At 69.4% G+C, this 13,851-nt stretch carries 9 protein-coding genes; 6 read left to right on the top strand and 3 right to left on the bottom strand.

All coding sequences use genetic code 11. From position 1 onward, the window contains the following. Positions 1-82: 82 nt before the first annotated feature. The 5 genes from ACGF3A_RS41095 (at position 83) to ACGF3A_RS41075 (ending at position 6,534) form a co-directional block, all read left to right on the top strand. A complete protein-coding gene (locus ACGF3A_RS41095; protein WP_393735875.1) occupies positions 83-3,493 on the top strand; it encodes a GH92 family glycosyl hydrolase in 3,411 nt (1,136 codons plus the stop codon). 134 nt (positions 3,494-3,627) lie between these two features. Further along, a complete protein-coding gene (locus ACGF3A_RS41090; protein WP_393735873.1) occupies positions 3,628-4,260 on the top strand; it encodes a hypothetical protein in 633 nt (210 codons plus the stop codon). 167 nt (positions 4,261-4,427) lie between these two features. Continuing rightward, positions 4,428-4,778 carry a hypothetical protein gene (locus ACGF3A_RS41085; RefSeq protein ID WP_393735871.1) on the top strand — a complete coding sequence of 117 codons (351 nt, stop codon included), beginning with the start codon at positions 4,428-4,430 and terminating at the stop codon, positions 4,776-4,778. Further along, on the top strand, positions 4,747-5,346 hold the full coding sequence (locus ACGF3A_RS41080) for a hypothetical protein (protein ID WP_393735869.1): 600 nt from the start codon (positions 4,747-4,749) through the stop codon (positions 5,344-5,346). Before ACGF3A_RS41085 ends, ACGF3A_RS41080 begins: the two co-directional genes overlap by 32 nt. 57 nt (positions 5,347-5,403) lie before the next feature. Continuing rightward, positions 5,404-6,534 (top strand): D-glucuronyl C5-epimerase family protein, encoded by a 1,131-nt coding sequence (locus ACGF3A_RS41075; RefSeq protein ID WP_393735867.1) that lies wholly within the window; start codon positions 5,404-5,406, stop codon positions 6,532-6,534. Between the two features lie 50 nt (positions 6,535-6,584). Here ACGF3A_RS41075 and ACGF3A_RS41070 read toward each other — a convergent pair whose 3' ends face one another. Then, positions 6,585-8,948 (bottom strand): ATP-binding protein, encoded by a 2,364-nt coding sequence (locus ACGF3A_RS41070; RefSeq protein WP_393735865.1) that lies wholly within the window; start codon positions 8,946-8,948, stop codon positions 6,585-6,587. Between the two features lie 242 nt (positions 8,949-9,190). Between ACGF3A_RS41070 and ACGF3A_RS41065 the strand changes: the two genes are divergently transcribed. Continuing rightward, positions 9,191-10,411, top strand: coding sequence for a cytochrome P450 (locus ACGF3A_RS41065; RefSeq protein WP_393735863.1), 1,221 nt, complete (start codon positions 9,191-9,193; stop codon positions 10,409-10,411). 155 nt (positions 10,412-10,566) lie between these two features. On the opposite strand, the gene acnA is transcribed toward ACGF3A_RS41065, so the two are convergent. Together acnA and ACGF3A_RS41055 are read right to left on the bottom strand one after the other, a co-directional pair. After that, positions 10,567-13,287, bottom strand: coding sequence for an aconitate hydratase AcnA (gene acnA, locus ACGF3A_RS41060; RefSeq protein ID WP_393735861.1), 2,721 nt, complete (start codon positions 13,285-13,287; stop codon positions 10,567-10,569). A 189-nt stretch (positions 13,288-13,476) separates the two neighbouring features. Further along, complete coding sequence (locus ACGF3A_RS41055; protein ID WP_393735859.1) at positions 13,477-13,638, bottom strand: hypothetical protein; 162 nt, start codon at positions 13,636-13,638, stop codon at positions 13,477-13,479. Positions 13,639-13,851 lie beyond the last annotated feature (213 nt).

Here is a 13,851-nt window from a genome sequence, read left to right as displayed (position 1 = left end):
TTGACACCAGGGGAATCAGGTACATTACTGGGCTCTGAAATCTCGGATTGACAACGTTGTCGGTCATCTTGAGAGGGTTCGTGTGCGACACAGATATCTGACCGGATCCCTGACCGGAGTGCTCACCGGCGCGCTCGCGGTCTCCGCTCTGCTCGCCGCGACATTGCAGACACCGGCCGTCGCGGCCCCCGACCCCGGCTCGGGGCCGCGAGGGAGCGAGTTCTCCTCCTCGTTCGAGGAGGACGACCCGCCGCCGGACTGGCGCGACACCGTCGAGACGGGGCCCGACGACAAGCCCCGTACCGGCGGCGTCACGCCCGAGGACCCGCCCTCGCCCGGCGCGAAGGGCATGACCACCCGGGTGGACACCGGCCCCGCCGACTCCCCCACCGCCAAGAAGGACGCCGGGTTCACCGGCAAGCACGCCCTGCGCTACGCGGGCACGCACTCCGGCTCCGGCCGGGGATACGCGTACAACAAGGTGTTCGACACGGATGTGACCGTCACCCGTGACACCGTCCTGTCCTACCGCCTCTTCCCGGAGATGGCGGGCGACGACCGCTCGTACGGCGCGACGAACGCCGCCGTCGACCTCGCCTTCACCGACGGCACCTACCTCAGCGACCTGCGCGCGGAGGACCAGCACGGCGTGCGCCTGGCGCCGCGCGCCCAGGGAGCCTCCAAGACGCTGTACGTCAATCAGTGGAACAACAAGGAGGCGCGGATCGGCGCCGTCGCCGAGGGCAAGACGGTGGACCGCGTGCTGGTGGCGTACGACGCGGAGAAGGGAAGCGGGGCCTTCCGCGGCTGGGTGGATGACATCGCGCTGAAGCCCGAGAAGGCGGAGCCCGCGACACCCAAGGCCCACCTCTCCGACCACGTCGTCACCAACCGCGGCACGCTCTCCAGCGGCGACTTCTCGCGCGGCAACAACTTCCCCGCTACGGCCGTCCCGAACGGGTTCAACTTCTGGACGCCGGTGACCAACGCGGGCTCCCAGGACTGGCTCTACGAGTACGCGCGGAAGAACAACGCGGACAACCTGCCGACCCTCCAGGCGTTCAGCGCCAGCCATGAGCCGAGCCCCTGGATGGGCGACCGCCAGACGTTCCAGGTGATGCCGTCCACGGCGAAGGGCACCCCGGACGCCTCCCGCAAGGCCCGCGAGCTGCCCTTCAAGCACGCGAACGAGACGACGAAGCCGCACCACTACGGCGTGACGTTCGAGAACGGGCTGCGCACCGACATCGCGCCCTCCGACCACGCGGCGATGATGCGCTTCCGCTTCCCCGACAAGGACGCGGCGAGCCTCATCTTCGACAACGTGAACAATGACGGCGGCCTCACGCTCGACCGCGAGAACGGCACCGTGACCGGCTTCTCGGACGTCAAGTCCGGCCTCTCCACGGGCGCCACACGGATGTTCGTCTACGCCAAGTTCGACACGGAGGCCACGGACGGCGGAAAGCTGGAGGGCGGCGGCGGCAAGGACGTCACCGGCTTCCTGCGCTTCAAGCCGGGCGACGACCGTACGGTCACGATGCGCATCGCCACATCCCTGATCAGCGTCGGCCAGGCGAAGGACAACCTGGAGCAGGAGATCCCAGCGAAGTCGACCTTCGACGGCGTACGCGACCGGGCCCAGTCCGAGTGGGACGACATCCTCAAGCGGATCGAGGTCGAGGGCGCGAGCGAGGACCAGCTCACCACGCTCTACTCCAACCTCTACCGGCTCTACCTCTACCCCAACTCCGGCTTCGAGAAGGTGGGTTCGCGGTCGCGCTACGCGAGCCCGTTCTCCAAGGCCGAGAAGCCCGACACCCCGACCGAGACCGGCTCGAAGATCGTCGACGGCGAGGTCTACGTCAACAACGGCTTCTGGGACACGTACCGCACGACCTGGCCCGCGTACTCCTTCCTCACCCCGAAGCGGGCGGGAAAGATGGTCGACGGCTTCGTGCAGCAGTACAAGGACGGCGGCTGGATCTCCCGCTGGTCCTCGCCGGGGTACGCGGACCTGATGACCGGCACGTCCTCGGACGTGGCGTTCGCGGACGCGTACGCGAAGGGCGTCGACTTCGACGCGAAGGCGGCGTACGAGGCGGCACTGAAGAACGCGACGGTCGCCCCGCCGGACCCCGGCGTCGGCCGCAAGGGCATGGACACCTCCCCCTTCCTCGGCTACACGAGCACCGGCACGAAGGAGGGCATGTCCTGGGCGCTGGAGGGCTATCTCAACGACTTCGGCATAGCGAAGATGGGCAAGGCCCTTTACGCGAAAACCGGCGAGAAGCGCTACAAGGAGGAATCGGAGTACTTCCGCGGGCGCGCCCAGAACTACGTCCATCTCTACGACAAGCGCGTCGGCTTCTTCCAGGGCCGCAATCCGAACGGCAGCTGGCGCCTCTCCCCCGACGCGTACGACCCGAGGGTCTGGGGCCACGACTACACGGAGACGAACGGCTGGAACTTCGCCTTCACCGCGCCCCAGGACACCAAGGGCCTGGCCAATCTCTACGGCGGCAGGGGCGCGCTGGCGAAGAAGCTGGACGCCTATTTCGCCACCCCCGAGACGGGCGAGGAGAAGTACGCGGGCAGCTACGAGCAGGTCATCCACGAGATGCGGGAGGCGCGGGACGTCCGTATGGGAATGTACGGACACAGCAATCAGCCCGCGCATCACATCGCGTACACCTATGACGCGGCGGGCAAGCCCTGGAAGACCCAGGAAAAGGTCCGCGAGGCCCTCTCCCGGCTCTACCTGGGCAGCGAGATCGGCCAGGGGTACGCGGGCGACGAGGACAACGGCGAGATGTCGGCCTGGTACGTCTTCAGTGCCCTCGGCTTCTACCCGCTCGTGATGGGCCAGCCGGAGTACGCGGTGGGCTCCCCGCTCTTCACCAAGGCCACGGTCCACCTGGAGAACGGCAGGGACCTGGTGATCAAGGCCCCGAAGAACAACGCGAAGAACGTCTACGTCCAGGGCGTGAGCCTGAACGGCAAGCCCTGGTCCTCCACGGCCCTCCCCCACAAGCTCCTGGCAAAGGGCGGCACCCTGGAATTCGACATGGGCTCCCGCCCCTCGAAATGGGGCACGGGCGAGAAGAACGCCCCGACGTCCCTCACGAAGACCGACAAGGTCCCCTCTCCCTCCGAGGACGTGACGGAACCGGGCGATTCCCCCCTCCTGGACAACACCTCGGACACCGCAGCGGAACTGACGGACACCCCACTCAAGGTGAGGAAGGGCAAGAAGCCCACCTCCTACACCCTGACCTCGTCAAAGGCGGACGAGGCGCCGAAGTCCTGGACGCTGGAGGGCTCCACCGACGGAAAGACCTGGCACGAGGTCGACTCCCGCGAGAACGAAACCTTCCGCTGGGACAAACAGACCCGAGCCTTCACCCTCCCGAAGTCCACCCCCTATGACCAGTACCGCCTGGTCCCCGACACCGACGCCCGAAAACTCGCGGAGGTAGAACTCCTCGACTGACCACCCCCCACAAACCGCCCCTTCCCGCGAACCCCCCATCGGGAAGGGGCGGTTCTGGTGTCTCACCGTGACGAGTCCACTACACTCACTTCCGTTCCGGGCACGACCATGGCGAGACGCTGAGGAGGGGGCCCGTGACCATGCGGAACGGCGGTCGGGTGAATAGCCGCCGAAGCATCCGCCCTCTGACGCTTCTGGTCTGCGTGTCGGTCCTCGGGCTCACCGGGTGCGGTGATGATGCGCCCGAGCGGGAGTACGCGATACCCCAGGAACTGTGCGGCGTGCCCGTGAAGGCCAAATTGCTTGGGCCGCTCTTGCCTGGTGGCAAGAAGACGCTTGAGAAGGAACATATGGGGACCGAAGACACCGGGGGGCTGTCGTGCGACCTCGTCGTGGACGAGCATTCGGCGATCGGCGTGTTCAGCACGTGGGAGTCCACGACGCCAGAGCCCACGGACGCGGGTGGGACAGGTTCTCTGCGGAACCCCTCGCCCCCCGAGAGCCCCGCCACGCTGCGCGGTGGCTCGTACATCGTGGGTGATCGGATCGCGAAAGCTGCGGTGCCGTGCGTGAACCCCAAGGTACGAATGCCGCTGCCCACTCCCGAGGGCGAAAAGTCGCGGTCCGGCCCCGCGAAGGGATTCACGTTCGCAGTACAGCTCTTCAACGGCCCGGAGGACACCGAAGAGAGCAAGAAGGCACTGCGGCGCCTCATGGGCCCCTTTTCCAAGGCGTTGGTGAAGAAGCTCCCCTGTCGGGGTGCTTGAGGGGGGTTCCCGCGTGGCGTACCCCGGTGGGGGTGAGGGCAAGGCCCGCTGCCTGTATCCGCCTCAGCCTGGTCACCAGAACGAGGAGATCTCCGAGAAGCGCCGGAAGGACCTTGAGGAGACGGCTGAACACATCGCCTCCCTCGTCTCGCGCGCGATTCGGCGAGTTGGCCAAGACGCTGATCGGGGCTCCGATCGGAGCAGTGGCGGAACGGGCGCCCATTGCTGGAGAACTCATGAACGGCGTATCGGAAGGCGTGATCGACTCAATTGTCGAAAGCCACCAGAAGAACAGCGTCGACAGCGATGCCGATCGGGCAAGCAGCGTATCGTTCGATGCCCGTGAGGAGAATCAGAAGTGGGCCCAGCGGTCACTGAAGGATGCAGGCTTCCCCCCGAATGTGAACCGGACCGACTACATCAGGGATATCGCTATGCAGTCGGGCTCGGGTTACGGCCACGGCGAGACGCTGAGGAGGGAAGCGCGTGACAATATGGAACGGCGATTGGGTAAATAGCCACCGAGGCATCCGCCCCCTTGCGCTTCTGGTCTGCGCGTCGGTCCTTGGGCTCACCGGGTGCGGTGAAGACGCGCCCGATCGGGAGTACGCGATACCGGAGAAGTTGTGCGGTGTACCGGTGAAGGCCAAGTTGCTCGAGCCCTTCCTGCCCGATGGCAAGGAGACGAGCCAGAAGGAGCAAAGGAACGCAGATGACGTCGAGGGGTTGTCGTGTGACCTTCTCGTGGACGGGAAGACGGCGATCGCCTTGGAGAGCGAGTGGCACGCCAAGAAGCCTTCTCTGAGGGATGTCAACGGGTCCTCGCTCATCACAGATCCCTCACCGCCCGAGCGCCCCGCCGCGCTGCGGGGTGGCTCGTACGTTGTCGGGGACCGGGTCGCGGCGGCCGCAGTGCCGTGTCACAGCACCGAAGCGCGGCGGACAGACCCCGCGGAGGGGTTCACGTTCTCCGTGGAGTTGTTCGATGGGCCGGGGAGTGACAAGGAGAGCAAGAAGGCGCTGCAGCGCTTCATGGGTCCCTTTTCCGAGGCGCTGGTGAAGAAGCTCCCCTGTCGGGGTGCTTGAGAGGGGTTCCCGCGTGGCGTGCGCACCCCCCGCGTAGAGGGTGCGCAGGATGCGGGGATGGGTTCTGGTGAGCGGCGGTCCGGGGTGGACCGGAAGACGTTTCTGCTTCTCGGGGTCGGGGCGCTGGGTGGGGTCGGCGCCGGGGTGCCGGAGGGGGCGGGGGACGTGCCCGGGCCCCTGCCCGAGCTGCTGGCGGAGGGGCGGGTGTCGGCGCCCGACGGGGAGATGCCCGGCGGGGATCCGGGGGTCGCGCCCGTGGTGGTGCCGGGGCGGTTGCCGTTCCGGTTCCGGACGAGTGGGTACCGGGCCCTGCCGCGGCTGGCGGAGGGGCGACGGCCATGGCGGGACCGGCCGGTGCCGTGGGCGCGGGTGACGCCGGACGACGAGCACACATACCTCGACCGGCAGGGCGTCATCATGTACCGGCCGCACCGCAAGGCACGCGGGTACGACCAGCCGGTGACGCAGCTCCAGTTCGGGCTGGGGTGCCTCACCAGCTATCGGCGGGAGCGGGACCCGGCCCGGAAGAAGGTTTTCCTGCGGCGGGCCAAGGCGCAGGCCGAGCGGCTGATCGCGAAGAAGACCGTGACCCGGGGCGCCTGGTACTTCACGTTTCCCTTCAACTTCACGCACCGTACGCACAAGGGCATCAGCTACCGCGCGCCCTGGTACTCCGGCATGGCGCAGGGCGAGGCGCTCAGCCTCTTCGTACAGCTCGCGGAGGTGGACGGGGTGACGCTGGAGGAGCAGTTGCGCTACCAGACGGCGGCGGACGGCGCGTTCGCCTCGCTGCTGCGCGCGGACGACGACTGGCCCTGGGTCGTCAACCGGGACGAGGACGGCCACCTGTGGATCCAGCTCTATCCGATGGACCCGCCCGAGACCTCCGACCACACCTTCAACGGGATGCTCTTCGCCGCCCTCGGCCTCTGGGACTACGCCCGCGCCACCGGGCACCCGCTGGCGCGGCAGCTCTACGACGGCGCGCTCACCACCGCCGCGCACTTCTTCCCGGAGCTGCGGAACCCGGGCGGCTGGGCGTACTACTGCCGGTCGCACGGGATCCCGACGCCGACGTACCACGTGCACGTCGTACGGCTGTACCGGCAGCTCGCGTGGCAGACCGGCAGCCGCCGCTTCGCCCGGATGGCCCGGCTGCTCGCCGGGGACATCCCCAAGAAGACCTGAATGTTCTGAAAGACCTCAGAGACCTGCAAGGCCTGGAAGGCCTGACCCCCTCAGGCCCTCGTCCCCTCCGACGGTTCCGATGGGCCCGGCGGCTCCTCGTCGTGCATCGCCGCTATCTGCGAGCGCGCGGAGAAGCCGAGCTTGGCGAGGATGTGTTCGACGTGGGAGTCGACGGTGCGCTTGGAGACCACCAGCTTCTCCGCGATCTCCCTGTTCGTGAGGCCCTGTGCGACCAGCGCGGCGACCTGGCGTTCGCGGGGCGTGAGCCCCTCGGCCGGGCCGCGGCGCTGGGGCGGGACCTCGGGCGCCGCGCCGTTCTCGGTGAGGGCGAGCCGGACGGCCGCGTCCATCGTGAGCGCGGTGCCCTCGCTGAACGCCTCGTGGTAGGCCCCGGCACCGAGCGTCTCGCGGGCCAGGTCGGCGGCGTGCTGGTGCAGCTCGTGGAGGATGGGGATGCCGAAGCGCGGCTCCTTGGACGCGCGCCGCCACAGCCCGTCGGCCGCGCCCTGGAGCGCCGCGACGCGCTCGAAGTGACGCAGTTCGGCGGCGTGCCAGGCGAAGCCCTCCAGGAAGTGGGCGATGCCCATCACGTCGCGCAGCGCGTCCTTGATGCGGATGCCCTCGCGCGCTGTCTCGACGGAGTGCTGGTGGTCGCCCTTGAGCCAGAGGCCGACGCTCTTGACCCACAGGGCCCACCCGCGCGACCAGCCCTCGGCCGGGTTCCCCTCGATCCGCCGCAGGGAGTCGTCGCAGAGGCTGACGCCCTCACCCGTCGCCCCGGTCATGATGTGGAAGAAGCCGACGAAGAAGCCGCTCATCATCAGCGCCGTCTCGTCGCCCGCCTCACCCATACGGCGGCGCGCGTCGTCGAAGCCGTCCGCGACGCCGTCGGTCAGCCCCCGGAAGTAGCGGGTGTGGTGGCGGAACGCGAGGGTCCAGGCGAGGCCCGCGTCGTCGCCGAGGCGCCGCGCGAGGGCCTCGGCCTCGTCCAGCAGCGGCCAGTTGTCGCCCCGTTCGCCCTGGAGGTCCATGTACCAGCTGCTCAGCCAGAGCGCCTTGACGCGCTCGGGGCAGGGCTGGGCGCAGGTGTCCAGGGTGCGCCGCAGCCAGTAGCGGCCCTCGGTGAGCAGCCCGGCGCAGTGCCAGTAGCCCCACAGGCGGGTGGCCATCCTCAGGCCCTCGCAGGCGAGCGCGGGCGTGGCGACGCAGTGCTCCAGGGCCGCCCGCATGTTGGCCTGGTCGTGCGCGATACGGCGCATCCACGCGGTCTGGCCGTCGGTGAGCCACTCGGCGTCGAAGCGCCCGCACTCATCGAGGAAGTACGCCACGTGCCGCTTCCGTACGTGCTGCTCCGCCACGTGGCCCGCCTCGGCGAGCTTCTCCTGGCCGAACTCGCGGATCGTGTCGAGCATCCGGTAACGGTCGCCCTCCTCGGTCTCCACCTTGAGCACGACGGACTTCTCCACCAGGCCGATGAGCGCGTCCAGCACCTCCCACTCCGCGAGGTCCTCCTCGTCGGAGCAGACGGCCTCGGCGGCCTCCAGCCGGAACTCGCCCGCGAAGACGGAAAGCCGCGCCCACAGGGAGCGCTCCTCCGGCGTGGACAGCTCGTGGCTCCACTCGATGGTCGTCCGCAGCGTCTGGTGGCGCGCCACGGTGGTGCGGCGCCCGCCGGTCAGCAGCCGGAAGCGGTGGTCGAGGCGGCCGAGCATCGCCTCCACGGAGAGGGTGCGCAGCCGGGAGACGGCCAGCTCGATGGCGAGGGGGATGCCGTCGAGGCGGCGGCACAGCGAGAGCACGTCGGCGCGGTTGTCGTCGGTGACCTCGAAGCCGGGCGCGGCGGCGGAGGCGCGGTCGGTGAAGAGCCGCAGCGCGTCGCAGTCCTCGCCGGCGCCCTTGCCCTTGACCGCGCCGGGCTCGCCGGGTCCCGCCGGTACGGAGAGGGGCGGTACGGGCAGGATCTGCTCGCCGGGCACGTCCAGCGGCTGTCTGCTGGTGGCGATGATGTGCAGGTCGGGGGCGCTGCGCAGCAGCTGGTCGCAGAGCATGGCGCAGGCGTCGACCAGGTGCTCGCAGGTGTCGAGGACGAGGAGCATGCGCTTGTCGGCCAGATAGGCGGCGAGCACGTCGGCGGCGGGCAGCGCGGACTGCTCGGGGAGGTGCAGCGCGGAGGCCACTGTGTTGGCCAGCAGTTCGGGGTCGGAGAGCGCGGAGAGAGGGACCAGGCTGACGCCGTTGTCGAACCGGTCCCGCATCCGGTGCGCGGCCCGGACGGCCGTCCGGGTCTTGCCGACGCCGCCGGGCCCCGTGAGGGTCACCAGTCGCGTGGTGTCCAGCACCGTCGCGATACGTGCGAGCTCCACCGTGCGTCCGATGAACGAGGTGGTCTCGGCGGGCAGTTCAGGAAGAGTCATCCGTGACGATCCCGTCGTGTGTGGTCGGGTTCGGGGAGGTCCCGACACGGTAGACCTGACTGATCCGAAGCCGTACGACTTCGGCCGACCGCCAGCCGATCGGGAGGCGGCTGTGGATAATGCGGGGCGCGCCCGCTCCGTGGCTGCCCGTGACGGCGGCCGAAAAGATCCTGCTGCGCGCCGTACCGGCCGGGCTAGCGTGGAAGGCTGTCTCTGCCGTCCCCCGCGCACGGGAGTCCCGTATGCCGAACACGGACGTCGCCGAACTCACCGACCTCGACCCCCACTTCGTCCGTGACCCCTATCCGGCGTACGCGGCGCTCCGGGCGCGCGGCCCCGTGCATCTGGTGCGGACACCGGAAGGTGACGAGCTGTACCTCGTCGTGGGGTACGAGGCCGCCCGTGCCGCGTACACCGACCCCCGGCTGAGCCGGGACTGGCGGCGGTACCAGCATCTGCTGGAGGGCGAGCTGCCGATCTTCGCCGCGACGCCCGGTCACGAGCACATGCTCCAGCGGGACCCGCCGGACCACAACCGCCTGCGGCGCCTGGTCGCCCGGGAGTTCACGCCCCGCCGCATCGCCGCGCTCGCGCCGTACGTACGGGAGGTCACCGACGGGCTGCTGGACGCGATGGCCGACGGCGCGGTCGGAGGGGAGCGCGGGGCCGATCTGATCGACGCGCTCGCGTTCCCGCTGCCGATGACGGTGATCTGCGAGCTGCTCGGCGTGCCGGACCTGGACCGCCGGCTCTTCCGCGGCTGGTCCAACGAGGTGGTCGCGCCGACCTCGCAGGTCAAGGAGCTCGCGGCGTACGAGGCGATGATCCCGTACCTCGTCTCGCTGGTCCAGGACAAGCACAAGGTCCCGGGCCCGGACCTGCTGAGCGCGCTCATCACCACCGTCGACGAGAACGGGGACAGACTCGACGAGGACGAGCTCCTCAGCATGGCCTTCCTGCTGCTGGTCGCCGGACACGAGACGACGGTCAACCTGATCGGCAACGGCATGCGGGCGCTCTTCGCGCACCCGGAACAGCTCGCGGCGCTCCGCGCCGACCTCGACGGGCTGCTGGACGGGGCCGTGGAGGAGATGCTGCGCTACGACGGCCCGGTGGAGGGCTCCACGCCGCGGCTCGCCATCGAGCCGCTGGACCTGGGCGGCGGGACGGTGATCCCGGCGGGGTCCGAGGTCGTCATCGTGATGGCCGACGCGGACCGGGACCCGGCGCGGTTCCCGGAGCCGGACCGGTTCGACATCCGGCGGGACGCCCGCGGACACATCGCCTTCGGGCACGGCATCCACTACTGCCTGGGCGCTCCACTGGCCCGCCTGGAGGGCCGCACGGCGGTCCGCCGCCTGCTGGAGCGCTTCCCCCGGTTGGAGCAGGAGCCGGACGAGACACCGGGCTGGCTCCCGGGCCTGCTGATGCGCGGAACGAGGAGATTACCCGTGCGCTGGTGAGACCTCAGGGGCGCGGGGAACTGCGCGCCCGGCCACGGCGCGAGGGACAGCCCGCGACGCGACGGCGAGGGGCAGTCCTGGCCCGGAAGACCCCGATGGGCCGCACCCCCGGCAAGGGGTGCGGCCCATCGGCCCCGGTCAGACCGCGGAAGCGGTCAGTCGCGGATGAGCGAACGCAGCACGTACTGCAGGATGCCGCCGTTGCGGTAGTAGTCCGCCTCGCCGGGGGTGTCGATGCGGACCTTCGCGTCGAACTCCACACCCGAGTCGGTCGTCACCTTGACCGTCTCCGGGATGCCGCCGTCGTTCAGCGCGGTGACGCCGGTGAAGGAGAAGGTCTCCTCGCCGGTGAGGCCCAGGGACTCGGCCGTGGCGCCCTCGGGGAACTGGAGGGGGAGGACGCCCATGCCGATGAGGTTCGAGCGGTGGATGCGCTCGTACGACTCGGCGATCACGGCGCGGACGCCGAGCAGGCGGGTGCCCTTGGCCGCCCAGTCGCGGGACGAGCCGGAGCCGTACTCCTTGCCCGCGAGGACGACGAGCGGGATGCCCTGCGCCTGGTAGTTCTGCGAGGCGTCGTAGATGAAGGAGACCGGGCCGCCCTCGACGGTGAAGTCGCGGGTGTAGCCGCCCTCCGTGCCCGGCGCGATCTGGTTGCGCAGGCGGATGTTGGCGAAGGTGCCGCGGATCATCACCTCGTGGTTGCCGCGGCGCGAGCCGTACGAGTTGAAGTCGCGGCGCGTGACGCCGTGCTCCGTCAGGTACTTGCCCGCCGGGGTGTCGGCCTTGATCGCACCGGCCGGGGAGATGTGGTCGGTGGTGACCGAGTCGCCCAGCTTGGCCAGCACGCGGGCGCCGGTGATGTCGGTGACGGCCGACGGCTCCATGCCCATGCCCTCGAAGTACGGGGGCTTGCGGACGTACGTCGACTCGCCGTCCCACTCGAAGGTGTTGCCGGTGGGGATCGGCAGGGCCTGCCACTGGGCGTCGCCCGCGAAGACGTCCTCGTAGGACTTGTTGAACATGTCCTCGCCGATGGAGTTGGCGACGACGTCGTTCACCTCGGCCTCGCTCGGCCAGATGTCGGCCAGGTAGACCGGCTTGCCGTCCTGGTCGATGCCGAGCGCGTCGCGGGTGATGTCCACCTTCATGGACCCGGCGATGGCGTAGGCGACGACCAGCGGCGGGGACGCCAGGTAGTTCATCTTGACGTCGGGGTTGATCCGGCCCTCGAAGTTGCGGTTGCCGGAGAGGACCGAGGTCACGGCCAGGTCGTTGTCGTTGACGGCCTGGGAGACCTCGTCCGGCAGCGGGCCCGAGTTGCCGATGCAGGTCGTGCAGCCGTAGCCGACGAGGTTGAAGCCGACCTTGTCCAGGTACGGCGTCAGGTTGGCCTTGTCGAAGTAGTCGGTGACGACCTTCGAGCCCGGGGCGAGGGTGGTCTTGACCCACGGCTTGCGGGTCAGGCCCTTCTCCACGGCCTTCTTCGCGACGAGCGCGGCGGCGACCATGACGTACGGGTTCGAGGTGTTGGTGCAGGAGGTGATGGCCGCGACCGTCACCGCGCCGTGGTCCAGCTCGTACGTCGAGCCGTCGGGGGCGGTCACCTGCACGGGCTTGCTGGGCACGCCGTTGGAGACGGCCGGGGCGTCGGAGGCAGGGAAGGACTCCTTGCCCGCCTCGTCGAGGTCCGCGTCGGTGACGTAGTTCCGTACGTCCACGCCGAACTGCGACTTGGCCTCGGAGAGCGCGATGCGGTCCTGGGGGCGCTTCGGGCCCGCGATGGACGGCACGACGGTGGAGAGGTCCAGCTCCAGCTTCTCGGAGAACTCCGGCTCGGCGGCCGGGTCCAGCCAGAGGCCCTGCTCCTTGGCGTACGCCTCCACGAGCGCGACCTGCTGGTCGCTGCGGCCGGTCAGGCGCAGGTAGTTCAGCGTCTCGTCGTCGATCGGGAAGATCGCGGCGGTGGAGCCGAACTCCGGCGACATGTTGCCGATGGTGGCGCGGTTGGCGAGCGAGGTGGCGGCGACGCCCTCGCCGTAGAACTCCACGAACTTGCCGACGACGCCGTGCTTGCGCAGCATCTCGGTGATCGTGAGCACCAGGTCGGTGGCGGTGGTGCCCGCCTTCAGCTCACCGGTCAGCTTGAAGCCGACGACGCGCGGGATGAGCATCGAGACCGGCTGGCCGAGCATCGCGGCCTCGGCCTCGATGCCGCCGACGCCCCAGCCCAGCACGCCCAGGCCGTTGACCATGGTGGTGTGCGAGTCGGTGCCGACCAGGGTGTCGGGGTAGGCCTGCCCGTTACGCACCATGACGGTGCGGGCCAGCTTCTCGATGTTGACCTGGTGGACGATGCCGGTGCCGGGCGGGACGACCTTGAACTCGTCGAACGCGGTCTGGCCCCAGCGCAGGAACTGGTACCGCTCGCGGTTGCGGCCGTACTCCAGCTCCACGTTCTCCTTGAACGCGTCGCTGGTGCCGAACTTGTCCGCGATGACCGAGTGGTCGATGACCAGCTCGGCGGGGGCCAGCGGGTTGATGCGGTCCGCGTCGCCGCCCAGCTCCTTCACGGCCTCGCGCATGGTGGCGAGGTCGACCACGCACGGCACGCCGGTGAAGTCCTGCATGATCACGCGGGCGGGCGTGAACTGGATCTCCTGGCTCGGCTGGGCATTCGGGTCCCAGCCGCCCAGCGCCCTGATGTGGTCGGCGGTGATGTTCGCGCCGTCCTCCGTGCGGAGGAGGTTCTCCAGAAGGACCTTCAGGCTGTAGGGAAGGCGCGCGGAGCCCTCGACCTTGTCCAGCTTGAAGATCTCGTACGACTCGTCGCCCACGCTCAGCGTGGCGCGGGCGTCGAAGCTGTTCGCCGACACGACAGTCTCCTTCAGTGCCTTGTGTGCATCAGCCGCTGATCCGCTATGGTGAGCCCAGCCAAGTTAGGTAAGCCTTACTTGACCAGCGGACAGCGGTCGCGGCGCATGTCGTCGCCAGTTATCTCGATGTCGAGATAACTCTAGTACACGTCCGCAGGACGGTCATGCCCTGCCCCGAGGTCACGCCCCTCAGTGTGCGCCGCGCCCGTCCGGACGGCAGCGCGAGGCACCCTTCGCGACGTCACCGCTCAGCACTCCCCGCTGGTACGGGTGCCCCTCCGCGCGCTTCTGGAACTGCCCGCCCGCCGCTCCCGTGGCCCGTACGGCGCGGCTGCGCGGACAGCGGGCCACGTCTTCGTCTCCCGGGGCGTCCACCCCGACGCCGTGCCCGCGGGCATCGGCCCGCCCGTGCTCCTCACGAGGGAAGAGAGGCCAACCCGGGCTACGGTCCCGTCGGCTAGCGCCCCGAAGGGGCGCGGGGAACTGCGCGACCGGCCACAGACACAGCCGCAGGCTGCGCGCGACGTCCCGGGGCAGCCCGTGATCAGCCGCCCCCGGAGCGGG

Origin of the sequence: Streptomyces sp. NPDC048172 (assembly GCF_043202595.1) — a bacterium.
GTDB lineage: Bacteria > Actinomycetota > Actinomycetes > Streptomycetales > Streptomycetaceae > Streptomyces.
This window is presented reverse-complemented; position numbering and strand designations above follow the sequence as displayed.

Excerpts from the sequence above, each read along its gene's own strand:
- ACGF3A_RS41075 (WP_393735867.1), top strand. The coding sequence starts at position 5,404 with ATGGGTTCTGGTGAGCGGCGGTCCGGGGTGGACCGGAAGACGTTTCTG.
- ACGF3A_RS41065 (WP_393735863.1), top strand. The coding sequence starts at position 9,191 with ATGCCGAACACGGACGTCGCCGAACTCACCGACCTCGACCCCCACTTC.
- ACGF3A_RS41070 (WP_393735865.1), bottom strand. The coding sequence starts at position 8,948 with ATGACTCTTCCTGAACTGCCCGCCGAGACCACCTCGTTCATCGGACGC.